The organism is Candidatus Cloacimonadaceae bacterium (assembly GCA_030693415.1).
GTDB lineage: Bacteria > Cloacimonadota > Cloacimonadia > Cloacimonadales > Cloacimonadaceae > JAUYAR01.
In genome coordinates this window covers 1-16,031 of the sequence record JAUYAR010000107.1, presented here as the reverse complement: position 1 = coordinate 16,031, position 16,031 = coordinate 1, and the positions used below count along the sequence as shown (strand labels likewise).

The 16,031-nt window shown below is 50.4% G+C and carries 13 protein-coding genes; 5 read left to right on the top strand and 8 right to left on the bottom strand.

Going from position 1 to position 16,031, the window contains the following annotated elements:
• Positions 1-756: 756 nt before the first annotated feature.
• Entirely contained in the window at positions 757-975 is a 219-nt protein-coding gene (locus tag Q8M98_06580; GenBank protein MDP3114426.1) for a hypothetical protein, read from the bottom strand.
• A 31-nt stretch (positions 976-1,006) separates the two neighbouring features.
• Between Q8M98_06580 and hutH the strand changes: the two genes are divergently transcribed.
• From hutH to hisS, 5 genes are read left to right on the top strand one after another with little or no spacing between them, the layout of a single operon-like run.
• Complete coding sequence (gene hutH / locus Q8M98_06575) at positions 1,007-2,536, top strand: histidine ammonia-lyase (GenBank protein ID MDP3114425.1); 1,530 nt, start codon at positions 1,007-1,009, stop codon at positions 2,534-2,536.
• 33 nt (positions 2,537-2,569) lie between these two features.
• Positions 2,570-4,657, top strand: a complete 2,088-nt coding sequence (locus tag Q8M98_06570; GenBank protein MDP3114424.1) for a tetratricopeptide repeat protein — start codon at positions 2,570-2,572, stop codon at positions 4,655-4,657.
• Positions 4,654-5,292 (top strand): hypothetical protein, encoded by a 639-nt coding sequence (locus Q8M98_06565; GenBank protein MDP3114423.1) that lies wholly within the window; start codon positions 4,654-4,656, stop codon positions 5,290-5,292. Before Q8M98_06570 ends, Q8M98_06565 begins: the two co-directional genes overlap by 4 nt.
• Positions 5,293-5,299: 7 nt before the next feature.
• Positions 5,300-6,049, top strand: coding sequence for a tRNA pseudouridine(38-40) synthase TruA (truA, locus tag Q8M98_06560; protein MDP3114422.1), 750 nt, complete (start codon positions 5,300-5,302; stop codon positions 6,047-6,049).
• Positions 6,050-6,099: 50 nt separating this feature from the next.
• On the top strand, positions 6,100-7,371 hold the full coding sequence (gene hisS / locus Q8M98_06555; GenBank protein ID MDP3114421.1) for a histidine--tRNA ligase: 1,272 nt from the start codon (positions 6,100-6,102) through the stop codon (positions 7,369-7,371).
• Positions 7,372-7,487: 116 nt separating this feature from the next.
• Here hisS and Q8M98_06550 read toward each other — a convergent pair whose 3' ends face one another.
• The 7 genes from Q8M98_06550 to Q8M98_06520 form a co-directional block, all read right to left on the bottom strand.
• Entirely contained in the window at positions 7,488-8,840 is a 1,353-nt protein-coding gene (locus Q8M98_06550; GenBank protein ID MDP3114420.1) for a phosphomannomutase/phosphoglucomutase, read from the bottom strand.
• A gap of 22 nt (positions 8,841-8,862) precedes the next feature.
• The gene (rdgB, locus tag Q8M98_06545; protein ID MDP3114419.1) at positions 8,863-9,462 is read right to left on the bottom strand and encodes an RdgB/HAM1 family non-canonical purine NTP pyrophosphatase; all 600 of its coding nucleotides are present in this window, start codon (positions 9,460-9,462) and stop codon (positions 8,863-8,865) included.
• Between the two features lies 1 nt (position 9,463).
• Positions 9,464-9,988: a YkvA family protein gene (locus Q8M98_06540; GenBank protein ID MDP3114418.1), complete on the bottom strand. Its 525-nt coding sequence runs from the start codon at positions 9,986-9,988 to the stop codon at positions 9,464-9,466.
• A gap of 363 nt (positions 9,989-10,351) precedes the next feature.
• Positions 10,352-13,072 carry a pyruvate, phosphate dikinase gene (ppdK, locus tag Q8M98_06535; protein ID MDP3114417.1) on the bottom strand — a complete coding sequence of 907 codons (2,721 nt, stop codon included), beginning with the start codon at positions 13,070-13,072 and terminating at the stop codon, positions 10,352-10,354.
• Between the two features lie 172 nt (positions 13,073-13,244).
• A complete protein-coding gene (locus Q8M98_06530) occupies positions 13,245-13,859 on the bottom strand; it encodes a lysophospholipid acyltransferase family protein (GenBank protein ID MDP3114416.1) in 615 nt (204 codons plus the stop codon).
• Entirely contained in the window at positions 13,852-14,997 is a 1,146-nt protein-coding gene (lpxB, locus tag Q8M98_06525) for a lipid-A-disaccharide synthase (GenBank protein ID MDP3114415.1), read from the bottom strand. Before lpxB ends, Q8M98_06530 begins: the two co-directional genes overlap by 8 nt.
• 3 nt (positions 14,998-15,000) lie before the next feature.
• Entirely contained in the window at positions 15,001-15,576 is a 576-nt protein-coding gene (locus Q8M98_06520) for a small multi-drug export protein (GenBank protein ID MDP3114414.1), read from the bottom strand.
• Positions 15,577-16,031 lie beyond the last annotated feature (455 nt).

The following is a 16,031-nucleotide window of genomic DNA, read 5'->3' as shown; positions in this document are numbered from 1 at the left end:
TGCCGCGTCCGCTAATGCCCTGCTTGTGTAAGCGCAGGATATCTCGATATTGGGTCATTGGGGTGACCTCCATGGATGTATTTACACCGATTGGTGTATAAATCCATGATCAGATATCGGGACTAATTGGCAAGGTGGCTCTGATCAGCGAATTGAGTGGCTCTATTTTCCGAGAGCCTGGCTCTCAAATTGCGAACAAGTGGCTCTATCCTGGCATATTATTCAAGTAATCTATATTTCAATGTTATTGCAGACTTAACAGCCTTTTTTTTCCACAATAAAACCACTCCGGATTTCTTGTCAACTAGTGTCATGTCAAGCTTGCCAGTGCGTTTGTCATTCCAGCGAAGGCTGGAATCCAGTTTTATTAAAGACTCCAGATGAATGACAAATAACCATTTGTATATCAACACGTTGTCGTATCACCACGCTGGGGTTTTACAAGACTGGATTCCAGCCTTCGCTGGAATGACGGTGTGTTTTTTACGACACGGAATGCTTGACATGACACTAGTTTCTTTCGCAAGACTCACATCGAACTTTGAGACTGGTCAAATCCGTCCAGAATGGAGAGAATGGAGAGTTGAGGATTGAAAATGGAGAGGTGAGAATTGAGAATTGGAAAGAACCCCTTGCCCATTTTTGCCAAAATTTGTCCTTCCAACAGTGGTGGCAAGCCACTCTATCACTTGACAGCGTTAATCACAACGATGATCATGAAACTGCTGATAAAATTGCTGAACCTGACAATGCTCTTCAAATTCTGCCAAATTCTGCCAATTTGGCTAATTTGCCACCAACTTCGCCTCCAATTCTGCCAATTTTGCAATTCTTCAATTCTCCATTTTCAATTCTCAATTCTCTCCATTCTGGATAGACTTGAACATTCTCCGACAAATCCGCAGCTCGTTCAAGAATAAGTGGTTTGACAAAAAGCGATAGCGAAAAATACTTGTCCGAAAATAGCAAATCCATGATTTGAACAAGCAAAAAAATAGAGGATCTAATGCAAACAATACTGATAGACGGAAACTCACTCACTCTTGAACAGGTGGAACAGGTCGCCGCATTCGAAGCCAAAGTGGAATTGACCCAAGCCTGCCTGGAGAAGGTGAAAAAATGCCGCGAATACGTGGACAAGGTCATTTCCGAAGGGCAGACGGTATATGGATTGACCACCGGTTTCGGCAAATTCAGCACGATCGGCATCCCAGTTGAAAACATCAAAGAGTTGCAGCTCAATCTGATCCGAAGCCATGCCTCAAGCATCGGCGCGGCATATAGCATCGAACAGACCCGTGCCATCATGCTGCTGAGGATTGCCGTTCTTGCCAAAGGATATTCCGGCATCAGAATTGAAACATTGCAAACTCTGGTCGAAATGCTCAACAAAGGCGTTCACCCGGTAATCCCCATGCGTGGATCCGTCGGCGCCAGCGGAGATCTTTCACCCCTTTCTCATCTGGCTTTACCGCTTTTGGGAGAAGGCGAGGCGGAGTATCATGGCGAAGTGCTCTGCGGTGCCGAAGCGATGCAAAGAGCTGGAATCAAACCGGTCGAACTCGCTGCCAAGGAAGGTCTCGCGCTCAACAACGGCACCCAGGTGATGGCAGCTTTGGGAGTGCTTTCGCTGTTGGAAGCCGAACGCTTGTGCAAATATGCCGATATCATCGCTTCCATCAGCATCGACGCGCTTTTGGGAACCCCTCGCGCTTTTGACGAATTGATCCATAATCTGAGACCGCATCCGGGGCAGAAAGCCTCTGCCGCAAACATCCGCAATTTGCTGAAAGATAGCCCATTACGTGAATCTCACCGCACTTGCCGAAACGTTCAGGACGCGTATTCTTTGCGATGCTCTCCACAGGTGCATGGTGCAGTGCGAGACGCCATTTCTTATGTGCGGGGAGTACTGGAGATCGAGATCAATTCCGCCACGGACAACCCTCTGATCTTTGCCGAGGAAGAAAAAATCATCTCCGGCGGAAACTTTCATGGCGAACCTTTGGCGATTTCTCTTGATACCCTTGCGATTGCGGTCAGTGAACTGGCTTCGATCTCTGAACGGCGCATGGAACAGATGCTCAATCCCGCGTTGAATCGTGGTTTGCCGCCTTTTTTGGCATTGAGACCGGGTATAGATTCCGGTTTTATGATCGCCCAGCTTACGGCGGCTTCGCTTGTTTCGGAAAATAAGGTGCTTTCCCATCCCGCGTCGGTGGATTCGATCCCCACTTCCGCCAATCAGGAAGATCACGTCAGCATGGGCTCCGTTTCGGCAAATAAGCTTTTACAGGTGACGGAAAACGTTCTCTCGGTGCTCGGAATCGAGTTGCTCATCGCCGCGCAAGCCATTGAGCAGAGGGAGCTTAGATCATCTCTGGCACTGAGTGCAACTGTCGCTTTGCTGCGAGAGTGTGTGGATCCGCTTTCCCATGACCGGGTGATGTATCCAGATATCAATTCCGCAATCGCCTTGCTCAAATCCGCAGCCATACTGGAAGCGGTTCGCGGCAGCGGCATAGATTTGTATTGACAACATAATCGCCTTCGGTGGACTTGATACTCTATGAAGAGATTTCGCCTTGTCCCGCTCGTCCTGATGGTCGCGTTGTTCTCCTGCGGGTTGAACAACACGATGTATAACGCCAAAAAGTATTACAAATCCGCGCTGGAACGTCCGCTAAATACCAATGGCAGACCCACTCCGCAAGCGATCGCGGATTATACCAAGACAATCCAGAAATGCGGTATCATCATCACCGAACACAAGAACCGCAAGATCATGGACGACGCCCTCTTTCTGATGGCGAAAGCCCTTTACTACAAAGGCAATAGCGCTTTTCAGGCGAAGGATCAGTTCGAAGCTTTGATTGCGGGTTTTCCGGATAGCAAACACGTGCCGGAAGCGCATATTTTCCTCGCCAGAGTGCTGCGCGAAATCAACCGTCCTCAGGAAGCGGAAATGCTTTTGGAACAATTTGTCCGCGATCCCCGCTTCCGCGATCATCATCCTCAGGCGCTCTTGGTGCTGACGGAATTTGAGATACTGGACAAGGACTATTACCGTGCCCAGTTCTGGCTGGAAAAGATCATCAACGAATATCCCCAAACGAAGCAGTATGGCGAAGGCTTCTTCCTTTTTGGCAGAAACTACTACGTCCAGAAGGATTATGAGGCTTCCCTGCGGGAGTTTAAGAAACTGGTGGCGATTCGCCGCATCACCAAAGACCTCCGGCTTGAGGCGCGTTATTACATCGCGCTCAATCACTTCCATCTGCGAAATTATGATCAGAGCAGCCAATTGGTTTCCTCGCTTATTCGTGATGAATTCCGTCCGGATAAACTTGCCCAAGTGCGCGTATTGCGCGCCAGGCTCTTTTTTGCGCAGGGAAAGGATGCTGAAGGCATCAATGAGATCGAGGATCTCGGCAAAACTTCAGCACGCACCGCCGCTGCCGCCGAAGCCTTTTTCCACCTCGGCGAGTTTCACTTTTACAAACAAAACGACATCACCAAAGCCACCACTGCTTACAACCGCGTGCGCGCGGAATTCCCCAATTCGGAATACGTTCCCGTCGCTCAAAGCAAAGTGGCGGCGCTGAATCAGCTCAAACAAAACCAGAATCTTTCCCTCAAGACGAACCTGCAACAATTTGTGGATTATCATGTGCTTAGCGCGGAGAAATACTTTGATCCTCTGGCATTGCCGGATTCCTCGCTGGCGATGTATGACCGCCTGATCAAATCCGATGCCGGGATCATCGCGGAGCGGGATTCGCTTCAAGCTTCGTTGATGGAAAAACAGGCAAGTATGGCTTTGCTGAACACTATTCCACGCGCCGACAGCATTGCAGCGACCGATCCGCCGGACTCCACAAATGTGCCAAAGGATATTCCACAACCTCAAAATGCGGAAAAACGCGCCATCTCAGCGGATATCAAGTCGCTGGAAACCAGGATCGCCGCTTTGGATGTCATCCTGCTGCGCTTGAACAGCGAAATCATCCCCTTTGCGTATTTTGCGCAGGCGAGCTTATATAATAAAGCCGGGAAAAACCAGGATCGGATATCTGGCATTTTTGCCATCATGCAGGAGAGATTTCCGCTCAATAAATATACAAACGCTCTCAGAGCCTTGCGCGCCGGCAATCCAGTGCGCCTTGTCGATCCGATCGAGGAAGCTCAAGAGATCAGGCTGGATCATGCGTTTGGGCTTTATGAGAGCGCACCGGATTCGATGAAGACTATTTTGGCAGAGCTTTCCGTCTCGGTATTTAATCCCATCCGCCTCAAGGCAAACTTTCGCCTGGGCTGGCATTACTTTATCGAAGTGAAGGACACCACCGCTGCCAAGCCATATTTTAATGAAACTTTGAAGCTCGAAAAAATCGGAAATTATGCCACACTCATCCGCAGGCTCTACGACGGCACTTCATTTATATTCAACAAACAGCGTCCGGTGCCGGACAGCTTGAAAGTAGCAATACCGGATATGGATGAAGAACAACCCGATCCCGGACTGGATGAAGCTGCTGAAGATGTTGAAAAGAAAACGGATGAGGAGATACAAACCGACGTGGATGTGGCGGACAAACCCAAGACGGAGGAGCTTCCCCCGCCACCGGAAACACCTGAAATCCCAACCCAGGAATGAACAATTCCCCCCTGCTTCGCCAACACCTCTTTCTGCGCCTGCTGATCATCGCTATCGGCGTTGTCGGCAGCCTGGACGCCAAACTTTTCACGCTTTTCTATCAAAGCGCGCTTTTGCTGACCTTCTGCATTTTGGACATCCGCTTGTATGCCAAGTGCTTGAACGCTGTGCGAAGGAGCCTGCCTATCTTTGTAGGATACTGGCTTTTCGCAACTTTGTTTGCAGTCCCTTTCCCAGCTCGCATCATCTTCAGCACCAAGCTGGTTTTCTACATCATCCTCGGTGTCTTCGCACTTGGCAATCTCACTTTGAACGCCTTTGTCCGGGATACAGCGGGCTTACGAAAATACCGTCTGGGGGAGAAAGCAGTTGTGTTTGTTCTTGCCACGATCCTCTTTGTGAGAGCCTACGCCAAGGTCTTTGCCGGAAAACGGATCAAAGCGGAAAGCAACCTCGGAACCCTGATCGATACAGTCATCGAGGGCGCTCGCGAAAGCTATGCTCAATCGGCAGAAATCGAATCCAGAATCAACAGTAGTTTCAATGATGCGGCAAGCGCTTCTATCAAAGGCGTTTACGCCAATCTCATCGCCCTCGGTTTGATCGCGATGATGGTGATTTTGAGCTCTATTTAGGATATCGATGCCGCGCTTTTTGATGAAACTGATGTATGACGGCAGCGCCTTCCACGGCTGGCAAAAACAGAAAAACCAACGCAGCGTGCAGGAATATCTGGAAACCGCCTTGGCGATGTTTTCCACCCTTGGCAACCAGGTCACCGCTTCCGGCAGAACCGATGCCGGAGTTCACGCTTTGGCGCAATGCGCCCACTTCGATTATGAAGGAGCGATGACTCCCGAGCGGCTAATTCGCGCTTTTCGCAGATATCTCAAAGACGATGTCAAGGTGCTGGATATCAAGCCGGTGGCGGATGACTTTCACGCCCGGTTCGATGCCTGTCAACGCAGCTATGTCTATCTGCTCACGCGGGATCGGACGCCTTTCAACCGAAACTACAAGGGTTATATTCCCCACAAGCGTTATGAGCTGGAGAGCATGCGAGCCTGCACCAAATATCTGCTTGGTGCACATGACTATTCTTCATTTGGCAAGCATAATCCGGCAGTGCCGAATCGGATTTGCGACGTGAAAGACATCAAGATATTGACGCATCGGGAGGATATCGTCTTCCTAATACGTGCCGATCGCTTTCTGCACAACATGATGCGCCGCATCGTTGGCACCATTGTGGATATCTCTCACTGCTCTTTGGATCCCTCAGTGATTGCCGAAATCCTTGCCGAGGCGCAGCCCAGGCAGAAGCTCGGCATGCCCGCTCCGGCAGAGGGCTTGTATCTCGTCGAAGTGAAATACCCGGCATTTGATTCTTGACGGATGAGGCGGAATCCCAAACTTGGCACAGACATAATATCGAGGTAATAATGGAATATAAGATCCCGCGCGGAACCTATGACATCCTTCCTGCCCAAAGCTATAAATGGCAGAAAGTTATCGCCGTCTTCAGAGAGATCGCGAGCGCTTATGGCTATGAAGAGATCAGCACGCCTGTCTTTGAACAGGCAAATCTCTTTGAACGTAGCGCCGGTGAGAGCTCGGATGTCATCCAAAAAGAGATGTACCGCTTTGAAGATCGCAAGGGACGCTGCTTTGCGTTGCGTCCGGAAGGCACTGCTCCGGTGGTGCGCAGCTATGTGGAAAACCGCATGGATGTCCTCACCTCGCGCGTAAAGCTCTACTATATCGGTCCCATGTTTCGTTATGACCGTCCCCAGGCGGGACGCTTCCGTCAATTCTATCAATATGGCATCGAATTCATCGGCAGCAACAATGCCTATTACGATGCGGAAGTTATTGCCATTTTATGGTCTTATCTAACCAAGCTGGGGCTAACCAACATCCGTCTGGAGCTCAATAGCGTTGGCTGCCCAAGTTGTTCGAGTACCTATGAAGACGCGCTGAGAGACCATTTCAAGCCTCATCTGAGCGAGCTTTGTTCCGATTGCCAAAAGCGCTTTGATGCCAAGCCGAAGCGTCTTCTGGAATGCAAAGTTCCGTCCTGCAAGGCATTGGGTGTAGGCGCTCCCACACAGAACGACTTTCTTGACGAGGAATGCCAAACCCATTTCGCAGAAGTGCAGAGCTATCTGAAGGGTATGAGCATCCCTTTCACGATCAATCCCCGCATCGTGCGCGGACTGGATTATTATTCCAATACCGCCTTCGAGATCGTCTATGAAGGCATCGGCGCCCAAAACTCACTTGCCGGAGGTGGACGCTACAACGGACTGATCGAACAGATCGGAGGTAAGAGCATTCCCGCCATCGGTTTTGCCGGAGGTTTTGAGCGCCTGTTGCTTACACTTGAAGATCAGGGCATCGATCTGGGCAAACCTCCCGCTCCTGATGTGTATATCATCACCATTGGCGAAACCGCAAAAGCAGCAGCCATCCCGCTTTTGAACGATCTCCGCTATGCCGGAGTCTATGCCGAATACGATCCGGACAAGACTTCCTTCAAAGCCCAGCTCAAAGCGGCTGACAACCTGAATGCAAGATTTGCCCTGATCATCGGCGAGGAAGAAATCGCACGCGGTGTGGGACAGCTAAAAGACTTCTTCAGCGGAGAGCAAAAAGAGCTGTTTTTAAATGATCTTCCTGCCCTCGTCGAAGCGATGAGAATTGACTTTAGATAGCATTCCGATGCTTTGAAAAAGGCGGGATTCCGATCTCGCCTTTTCTTTGCTAAAATACAGAGATTCACAAAGATAGAGGGAGCCTCATGGCATCCTCCTATTTATGATTAATTCAATTATGAGTACTTCTTGATCTTGCCTTCGACCAATTCTCTGATCTCGTTCATCCGCTTTTCGGTCTCAGCTTCGAAACGGGTGACCAGCACCGGAGTCGTATTTGAAGCGCGGATCAACCCCCAGCCGTCCGGGAAAGTGATTCTGGCGCCGTCGATGTCGTTCACGTCGTAGCCTTCGGCTTTGAATTCGTCACAGATATTGGCGACGATCTCAAATTTGCGCGCGTCCGGACATTGGATATGCAGCTCCGGAGTGTTGTACATCTTGGGTTGATCGGCAAGATAGGTGCTGACGGGAGAACTTGCTTTGCCGACGATCTCAAGAAAGCGGCAGCTTACATAAATGGCGTCGTCAAAACCCAGATAGCGGTCTGCCAGAAAGACATGACCACTCATCTCGCCGGCGAATTCAACGCCGATTTCCTGCATCTTCATCTTGATATTTGCATGTCCGGTTTTATACATCATCGGGATGCCGCCCTGCTTGCGGATGTCGTCATAGAGGTTCTTGGAGCACTTGACGTCGGCGATGATGGTCTTGCCCTGATTAGTTTTCAGATACTCGCGGGCGAGGATGTTGAGTATCTGGTCGCCGAAGAGCATTTTACCCTTTTCATCGACGACCCCGATGCGATCTGCATCGCCGTCCAGTCCTATTCCGAGCTCATATTCGGCATCGATTACGCCGCGGCTGAGATCCACCATATACTTCTCTATCGTGGGATCAGGGTGATGATTGGGGAAGGTTCCGTCCGGCTCACAGTACATTTCGATCACTTCGCAATCCAGTCTTCTGAGAATCTCTGGAAGGTAGGGTCCGCCCATGCCGTTTCCGCCATCGACGATCACCTTCACCGGGCGCTCGATCTTGATGTTGTCAACGATGTAAGACATATATTCTTCATCGAGTTGGTTGTAAATCTCATGTTTCCCAGCTCCGCTAAAGAACTCGCCTTTTAGGATGATTTGCAGCACTTTTTGCAGCTCTTCCGCGAATACGCTTGCGAGCCCGAGATTGAGCTTGCAGCCGTTATACTGCGAGGGATTGTGGCTGGCGGTCACCATCGCGCCGGCATCCATTTTGAGTTTCCAGATGGCAAAATAGAGCACAGGGGTGGCGACCATGCCGATTTCAGTGACGTCACAGCCGGTTTCCAGAGCACCACGGACAAATTCTTCCATCAGCTCGGATGTGCTGGGACGCGCGTCTCCACCGACAACGATGCTTTTCAGTCCTTTTTCCCGGATGTAGGTGCCAAATCCTCTTCCGATCAGGTAATAGGATTCGCCGTTCAGCTCTTCGCCAACGATTCCGCGGATGTCATATTGTCTGAATACCTGAGGTTTTATCATATCTTCTCCTTGAAATAAAATACTATGTGTTCTCACCGATCACGTGAGAAATCACGGGAATGATCTTTTGAACTGCCAGAGCGCGGTGGGAAAGGCGGTTTTTCTCGCAGTGGCTCATCTCGGCATAGGTCTTACCGGTGCTTTTCACCTCAAAGACGGCGTCGTAGCCAAATCCGTTTTCCCCTCTCTCCGCATCGGTAATGTAGCCTTCGACGCACCCTTCTTTGATGGCGATGACGCCATCGGGATCGGCGAGTGCTGCACAGGTCTTGAAAGTAGCTCGGCGATCGGCTTTGCCTTCCATGTTTCCCAGCACTTTGAGCCGGTTGTCACGGTAGCTGCAATCCTCTCCGGCATAGCGCGCGGCAAAGATTCCGGGTTCGTCATTGAGAGCGTGAACAAATAAGCCGGTATCGTCCGCCAGGGTCATCAAACCAGTTTGCTGCGCGGTTTCAAGCGCCTTTTTCATAGCGTTTCCAGCTATCGTATCCTGATCCTCGACAGTCGGTTTCAGGTGAGGGAAATCATCGGTGCAAAGCACTTCGAGCGGCAAGCCTGCAAGCAGGTCTGCAATCTCCTTCACCTTGTCGCGGTTATGAGAAGCAATCAGTAATTTTTGCATATCAGCTTTTGGTGCCAAGCCATCCTTTAATGCGGCTGAGAATGGTTTTGTCCAGGAACTTTTCCGCTACAGCGGTGATTTTTTTGATCTGATCGAGGACGTCTCCATCGCCGCTCCAATTGTCGCGCAGCACTTTGGGATCGGTGTCGTTGAGGATGAGATTGAGCCCCAGGACGACCATCACGAGATCATCGATGTGTCCGATCACGGGGATCATATCCGGTATGATGTCAAAGGGCATTATCAAGTAGGCGATGATGCCTCCGATCAACAGTTTGCGCTTGGCGGGGACGCGTTTGTCGAGCGCCAGACGGCTCACCAGAATGAAGAAATCGGGCAGCAGAAAGAGATACTCGCTCAGTTTTCCACCCAAAGAACCGGATTTGAGCTTCGTCCAGTCCTTGGCTTTTTTGCGCAACTCTTCATAGAACTTCATCTTCTTATCGTCGATATCGACAATACGTTCTTTCAGTTTCTCCTGTTTGCTTTCCGGCATTTCTTTGCCGTATAATACGTCGTCTTTCATAAATACCTCTTGCTGCCATTCTTTTATTCTGTTTTTTTTGGTCAAGGTTTTTTTGTTATTGGGGAAGGGTGGAAAGGTGGAAGGGTGGAAGGGTGGAATGGTGGAAAGGTGGAAGGGTGGAAGGGTGGCAAAGCGACTGCGTGGATTAGCCCCGCAGGGGCGACATCCCATAACCAGCGATTTGGATCAAACGAGGTTGTCCGATCCTCCAACGTAACTATCGGTTGGCGTCAGCTCCACCTTTCCACCTACACTGTGTTGAACATCTCCACTCTCCATCTCTGTGTTTGAAAAAAAAGCGGGATCGAAATCCCGCATAAGTAACTCTGTATCAATAGTATATTTCTATGATTAGACTCTTTTTTACCGAATGGCTGCCATCGCTGCTGCGAGGCGGGCGATCGGAACGCGGTATGGAGAGCAACTCACATAGTTCATGCCCACACGGTGGCAAAACTCCACAGAAGAGGGTTCTCCGCCGTGTTCTCCACAGATTCCGATTTTGAGGTCGGGACGTGTGCTGCGTCCGCGGTCTATAGCCATCTGAATGAGTTGTCCGACGCCTTCTTGATCGAGGATCTGGAAAGGATCGTTTTTGAGCAGATGTTTGGCAAGATAGACAGGAAGAAAGACTCCGGCGTCATCGCGTGAGTAGCCGAAAGTCATTTGAGTGAGATCATTGGTGCCGAAACTGAAGAATTCTGCGCTTTCGGCGATTTTGTCCGCTGTCAGAGCAGCGCGGGGGATTTCAATCATCGTTCCGACAAGATAGTCGATAGTATCGCCTTTCTCGCCAAAAACCTTATCCGCTGTTGTGCGGATGATCTCTTCTTGCAGCTTGTATTCTGCCTGAGTGCCGATCAGCGGAACCATGATTTCCGGCAGCACGATGATGCCCTTGGCTTTGACGGCGAGCGCGGCTTCGATGATGGCACGTGCCTGCATTTCCGTGATTTCCGGATAGGTGTTGCCAAGGCGGCAGCCACGGTGACCGAGCATGGGGTTAAATTCGTGCAAAGAGTGCACGCGATCTTTCACTTTTTGTAGGGATATGCCGAGTTCTATGGCGATCTCTTCCTGCTGATCTTCCTCGTGAGGAACGAATTCGTGCAAAGGAGGATCGAGCAGACGGACGGTGACTGGGAATCCGTTCATAGCTTCGAAGATTCCTTCAAAATCAGCTCTCTGTATCGGCAGCAGTTTGTCCAAAGCCTTTCTGCGCCCGGCTTCGTCGTCGGCGAGGATCATTTCACGCATGGCTTTGATGCGGTCGCCCTCAAAAAACATATGTTCAGTGCGGCAGAGTCCGATGCCTACAGCTCCGAAATTACGCCCCACAGCGGCATCTTTGGGTGTATCGGCATTGGTGCGAACCTTCATGTGCGTGTGTTTGTCCGTCAGTTTCATCAGATCGCCAAAATCTCCGCTGAGTTCGGGATCGACGGTCTCGATCTTGCCTTCGAGCACCTGACCGGTGCTGCCGTTGAGGGATAGCCAATCTCCTTCTTTGAAGATGATTCCATCCACGGTCATGGTTCTGGCACGATAGTCGATCTTGATCGCTCCGGCGCCTGAAACGCAACATTTACCCATGCCGCGGGCGACTACTGCCGCGTGCGAAGTCATTCCGCCACGGGCAGTTAGGATTCCTCTGGCGACGTTCATTCCGCGTAAGTCTTCCGGAGAAGTTTCGATGCGGACAAGGATGACGCGTTTGTTATCCGCAGCCCAGGCTTCGGCATCATCGGCAAAGAAAACAATCTGTCCGGTGGCGGCGCCTGGAGAAGCGGGAAGTCCCTTGGCAAGGACTTTAGCGTTTGCGAGACCGGCTTTGGAAAAGACAGGGTGCAAAAGCTCGTCAAGTTTGTTTGGTTCCATGCGCAGCAGCGCTGTTTTTTCGTCCAGCTTGCCTTCGTGAAGCATGTCCATGGCGATCTTGACCATTGCAAATCCGGTGCGCTTGCCATTGCGGGTTTGCAGCATCCAGAGTTTGCCTTCCTGAATAGTAAATTCCAAGTCCTGCATATCTTTGGAGTGGTCTTCAAGCTTTCTTTGAGTGTCAAAAAGTTCCTGATAGACGGTCGGCATCGCTTCTTCCAGAGATGGATAGTTCGCGGCACGATCTTCTTCGGTAACACCGGTGAGCACTGCCCAGCGTTGAGAGCCTTCTTTGGTGATCTGTAGCGGAGTGCGGATCCCGGCTACGACGTCTTCGCCCTGGGCGTTGATCAGATATTCGCCGTTGAAGACATTCTCTCCAGTGCCTGCATCGCGTGTGAAAGCGACTCCGGTAGCGCTGGTGATGCCCATGTTGCCAAATACCATCGCTTGAACGTTCACTGCGGTGCCCCATTCGCCTGGAATGGAATTCAACTGACGGTAAAACTCCGCCCGGTCGTTGTTCCAGCTATCGAAAACGGCAAAAACCGATCCCCAGAGCTGTTCCCATGGATCACTGGGGAAATCGTGTCCGGTGTTGTCCTTGACGGCTTTTTTGAAGAGGGATACAAGGGTTTTCAAATCACCGGCACTGAGATCAAGATCGTTTTCGATGTTTTTGTCATGTTTCATCTGGTGAATGATCACTTCAAAGGGGTCTTCTTCCTCTTTGCTGGCTGGTTTGAGACCCAAAACGACGTCTCCGTACATTTGGACGAAACGTCGATAGCTATCCCAGGCAAAGCGTTCGTTGCCGGTCTTTTTGATGATGCCCTGCACGGCGTTGTCGTTCATGCCGAGATTGAGGATTGTATCCATCATCCCCGGCATGGAAGCGCGGGCACCGGATCGGACGGAAAGTAAAAGCGGGTTTTCGTCCGAGCCAAATTGCATACCCATTAGTTCTTCGATGTAAGTGACAGCGGCTTTGACTTCGGTCTCCAGAAGTTCGCGGACTTTCACCATGCCGAGCTTTGTATATTCATTGCAAGAGTCGGTTGTTATTGTGAATCCGGGAGGGACGGGCACGCCGATAAGGTTCATTTCGGCAAGATTGGCACCCTTTCCACCCAGGAGGTTTTTCATTCCGGCTTTACCTTCGGCTTTTCCGTCGCCAAAGGTGTATACACGTTTAATTGCAGTCATTTATCCTCCATGATCGCATTAATTATTCTATTTAACAGATTACCACGTTAGAGATGCCCTGTTTTTGTCAATAGCAATATCCCCGCGGGGCTCTCAAGCTACTCTTCCACCCTGAAAGTGAACTGGTGAACAGGTGAGCGGGTGAATATCTCTCACCTTTCCCCCCATCTTCTTATAGCAGCCCAGCCATAATTTGTCTTTCAGTAGAGTCCATAAACTCTCTGATTCTCCGCTCGGTCTCGGGGATCTGTTCTTTATCCGTCAGATAGATGGGATCGCCATAGTAAATAGTGATATGGGCAAAAGGTTTCGGCACTCGAAAGCGATCCCAGGAATTGAAGATCCATTCCTTATCCGCGTGAGCGACGATTGGGATGATCGGAATCTTTGCCAGCAGGGCGATCTGATAGATGCCGGGATGGATGGTGAAAACGGGTCCTTTGGGTCCGTCCGGAGTGATCGCCAAAGAGACTTCACGGCTGAGGCGGATCATTTCCTTGAGCGCTTTGGAGCCCTGACGGGAGCTCGATCCGCGCACTGTTTTATAGCCCAATTCCGAAATCGGTCCCGCAATCAATTCCCCGTCCTTGGAAGAGGAGATCAGCACTCCCGCTCCGCTCCACATTCTCTGTAAAGCCATTATCAGCAAATTGCGATGCCAGAACATATAGACGCAGCGCAGCGCATCCGGATTCTGATTGACGACCGTGAAATGCAATGTCTTTTTCAGTGCCCGAAGAAACCAGGCGGCGAGCTTTTTCTCCAGATAAAAGAGGATTTTAGGCATCGATCCTGAGGAGATTTCTGACCAGTTTGAGCATTTCCACCGAGGCTTTGCGGTCGCTGAGCATGGCTTTCAATCTCAGCAGTTCGGCTTTGATTTCAATCATCCTTTCCGGATCGTCCAGCAAGGCGGCAGCCTGATAAGAGAGTTTCGCGGGGGTCACATCGTCCTGAATCATTTCCGGTAGGACGTCGGCATCCAAAACAATGTTTGGCAAGCCGATACGCTTGATGCGGATGAAGTATCTTCCGATCCGATAGGATACGGGAGAGGCTTTATAGGCGATAATGGAAGGCGTACCGATGAAGGCTGCTTCAAGGGTCACGGTTCCTGAGGTGCAAATCAAAAGGTCGCAATATTTCATCATCTCATAGGCGTATCCGTCGATGAGATGGATTCCCTTTGCGCCAGCTTGCTCGATAGTTTCCATATAGCGGGTGTGGTTCACGGAGCGGGATTTGGAAAAGAGGATCTGATAATCCTGCCCGTCAAAGCGTTTCGCCGTTTCCAGAAAGACGGGGAGCATGCGTTTGATCTCGTCGTTGCGGGATCCGGGAAAGAACCCGATCCAGCGTTTGGAGGCGTCCAGAGAAAAGAACGTTGCAAAAGATTGCCGGTCGAGGTCAAATTTGACTTCCTCCGCGATTGGATGCCCCACGTATGTGGAAGTAACGTTGTGAATATCAAGCAGTTCCTTCTCAAATGGAAGGATGCAGGCGGTGTGGCGAACACTGGCTTTGAGTTTATAGACCCGTTCATGCTTCCATGCCCAAAACTGCGGACAAATGAAATAGAGCACCGGGATGCGATGGTTGTCGGCAAGATCGGCGATGCGCAGATTCAAACCGGGATAATCCACCAGAATCGCAAGATCGGGTTTGTCTCTTTTGAATAGCTTTTTGATCCTGCGCTCCACTCCCATAAAGAATAAGAGATGTTTGATCACCTCAACGAAACCCATAACGGCAAAGCGACTAAAGGGATATAGCGGAATTAAACCCATCTGTTGCATACGGGGACCGCCGATGCCCACGTGGCGGACGTTTGGGATCGATTCGTTGATGCTTTTCATCACCAGTTCGGCATGCAGGTCTCCGGAACTTTCGCCCACCAGCCAGAAGATACTATATGCTTTATTCATATCTCACCTTGTCGCCACTGCAATGTTTCCCATCAGGGAAAGCAGTGTTACCACTGTTGCGGCGAGCAGCACACCGATGAAGATATACAGCATCGCTTTCCAAAAACGGATGCCAAAGATATTGGCGGCAAAGGACCCTGTCCAAGCTCCTGTTCCAGGAAGAGGAATACCCACAAAGATCGCAAGCCCAAGCGCCTCATATGTTTCGATGACCTTTCCCTTGCGTCGGGTGCGTTTGAAAATCCACTGCGTGAAACGCGCACCATGCCGGTTTTTACTGATCAGGGCAAAAAACCAATCCATCAATAGCAGAATGAAAGGGATCGGGATCATGTTTCCAATCACTGATAGCAACACCGCCTCCGTCCAGTGCATATTGAAAAGTAATATCGCCACCGGGATGGAACCGCGCAGTTCGATCAAAGGCAGCATCGAAATGATGAGTACGATCCATGTGGGTTGGAGTCCATATCCCCGCAGCCAGGACACAGTTTTTTCGGCAAAACCTGAGGCATGCAAAGCCGGGCTGATAGCGATCAGCAACAGCAAGCAGAGCAGAATGCGGCTTCTATTATTCACTAAATCTCCTGTATTTTTCATTTGTTTAATCAAGACGAATCCAAAAAGAGGAAATGCGGTAATTTTGGCAAGGGGAAAGTGAGAGAGATGAGAGATGAATTTCACCACAGAGAAACAGAGAGATCAGAGATGAGATTCAGCGCTCCATGATATGGAATTACCGACGTCCCCGTCGGTTCCTGTCCGCAGGATCGGTTATAGATTTGTAGATGATTTACGAAATTGGCAGATGTGTCAGGTTTATCGCCACAGTCGCCGACGGGGACGTCGGCGCTCCATGAGAAGGCGCTCCATGAGAAGGCGTTCCATGAGATTATGCAATGGGAAACCGGAATTTACCACCCCAATGGTTAACTCATTGCAGGTTAACTATTTGCAGGCACTCCGCAGGATCGGCATCCGGCGCTACCTCCTTAGCATTACGGAGTCAATACGGACTTAGTCCGTAATGAGTC